The organism is Leptodesmis sp., from assembly GCF_052746595.1.
In genome coordinates this window covers 1-2,276 of record NZ_JBRAGO010000201.1, presented here as the reverse complement: position 1 = coordinate 2,276, position 2,276 = coordinate 1, and the positions used below count along the sequence as shown (strand labels likewise).

The following is a 2,276-nucleotide window of genomic DNA, read 5'->3' as shown; positions in this document are numbered from 1 at the left end:
GTAAAGCCCCCGCAATCAATACCCCAATCAACAAGAGAGGGAGAATTTGCTTAGCATAATCCCAGGAGGATTCAAACCATTCTTCGGCTTCTCCTTTGCTGGTGCTAGTCGGCCAGGATAACCCAATGACCGCAGCCGAGAAGGGAACGAGGGGTTGCTGCTGAAATTGCCAGGAAAGCACCGCTGTCACGCCGACAATCAAAATCACTTTGCCTGGGTTGAGGTGATACTATCCAATCAAGATAGCGGCTAATCCCAGCCCCAAAACGCCTGTCAGCCACCACTTCAGAGTGTAGAGGATAAACCATGCACCCGCTGCTACATCGGGCCTAGCCCAGTTCGTGAAGACCAAAATGCCAACCAGGACGGCAAAAGAGAGCGCATTTTGCCAGAGCAGGCGGGATTTATCATCTAGCAATATGATGTTGGCTTTGACGGGTTCTAGTGCTTTCTTGCGGAAGATAAACTGCATTGCCAAGCCAATCACGATACTAAAAACAATTGCACCGATCGCCCTGGCAATGCCCAGTTTTAATGGACTTTATCTTGAAGCGTCGTTGGGGTATCCCGATCATGCCAGCAATCAGCGCCACCATAAACCGGCGGGCGAAAGGCTTGGCGCAGTTGGATGAGGGGCACCTGACAAAAGGTGGTGTAAAGGAGTAGCCCGATACGTCCTCTAGACACGCTAACGAACGCGATCGGGATCAACGGCTCCAGTGCCGCCTCCGCATCAGCATAATGTCAGCCCCAGGCTGCACGCCCACCGTTAAGGCAACGAGATAAAACCAGAGTTGGTGAAGTTCAAGGGTTAGCCTAGACATCCTACCGATTTGTGAATACACCACAGGATTATCGCAGCTCGTGTTTCTCGGTTGGTGCTTCCTGACAAACCGATAGTCGTTACGTCAGTGAAATGCGGGTGGCGTAGAAGGGTTCTATGGGGCCACTCACCACCATTGCTCCCACGGGAGCTGCTGTTTGCTTAAAACGAGGATCGAGGTGAGAGTTTTCGTGATCCCACACTGATTCCCAAACCCCATGCATCAGGTAGGCCCGCAGGTCGCCATCGGGGAAAGCGTTTCGTAGAATTTCGGTACTGACTGCTTTGCGGTAGTGGCGATTGTCAGCAGATCCCGGCAAGCCTGCGCCATCGCTAGCAGTCGTGGGTTGGTAGGTATCCTGGGCAATGACTAAGAGTTTGGCAGTTTTGGCTTCAAAGGGGCCTAGCATCGCATCGGGAATCATGACGTGGTTGGCGACAGTGACGTAATTACGCTCAGGCAAGTCCACCGGACGGCGCAGAAAAGTCCGAATGTCGTCTGGCTGGCGATAAATAGCGGTGCGATCGCCCGCCACGACTGTCTGGAACAGCCCTTGATACGTTGCAAACATCATGGATGTTTTTTGAGACCCATCTGGGGTCATCGCGTAGGCGTACAGGTGGGGGGCCACGACCGCCTCAAACCAGCGATCGACCTGAGCGGCTTGCAGGGTGTCATAGTCGGCGAAGCGGATAAATAAAGAATAAAAATAAGGCAGAGAATGAGCGGCGATCGCATCGACGTAGGCGTTAGCCAGCATCCCCTTATAAGCTTCGGGATAGTTTTTCACCATCGTGGAGTCTCCCGTCATCTGCTTCAGAGAGAGGCTGAGAAACCCTTCAGCAGCTTGTAACTCTTGGGACTGGGTCTGAATCGACTCCAATAAAGCTACATTTTCTGGTTCGGCCACGCGAATTTCTGCATAAAACGTGAGCGCTCCTGCTGGGGAGGGCGATGCAGGCCGGGCACTTTGAGCCAATGCCCTGGGTGCAAACCCAAAAGCACCGAGGGCCGCTCCTGCTGTTAAAAGATGACGACGCTTAACCATTAGGCACAATTCCTTTATCAGATTCATCAAACTGGAAGAGAATGACGCACGAGGCCAGGATAACTATCAAGGTTTAACCCTGCCTGTGCTATGTCGATGATAGGGGTTGTACCGGGGTATAAGGTCAAGCGATTTGGCAAAACTGCCACTAATCATTAGGGATGATGTCTAACGCGATACAGGTGCTGGTGGGATTGGCAAACTGACACTGCTTCAGGATCGGCTGTAGCTCCCGTTGCAAGGTTTGTAGTTGTTGGATTTGCTGTTCAATCTGGGCGAGCTTGGACGCTAACCGCTCGTAGAGTGCTTGACAGGTGAGCGATCGCCCATCCTTGAGGGCAAGAATGTCTTTAACTATTGAGGGGTTCGGGGAGCTATAAGTCCCGCGCTGTATGCGAAGCCTC

Annotated in this window: 3 protein-coding genes and 1 pseudogene; all 4 read right to left on the bottom strand. The window is 52.5% G+C overall.

Annotated features, from left to right (window positions below; translation table 11 throughout):
• Nucleotides 1-208: pseudogene (locus ACUVQO_RS23015) on the bottom strand (permease); the annotation flags it as partial.
• 21 nt (nt 209-229) lie between these two features.
• Nucleotides 230-487 carry a hypothetical protein gene (locus ACUVQO_RS23010; RefSeq protein ID WP_445928149.1) on the bottom strand — a complete coding sequence of 86 codons (258 nt, stop codon included), beginning with the start codon at nt 485-487 and terminating at the stop codon, nt 230-232.
• 416 nt (nt 488-903) lie between these two features.
• Entirely contained in the window at nt 904-1,872 is a 969-nt protein-coding gene (locus tag ACUVQO_RS23005; protein ID WP_445928148.1) for a hypothetical protein, read from the bottom strand.
• A gap of 148 nt (nt 1,873-2,020) precedes the next feature.
• The coding region (locus ACUVQO_RS23000) for a MerR family DNA-binding protein (RefSeq protein ID WP_445928147.1) at nt 2,021-2,276 on the bottom strand (256 nt) is incomplete at its 5' end.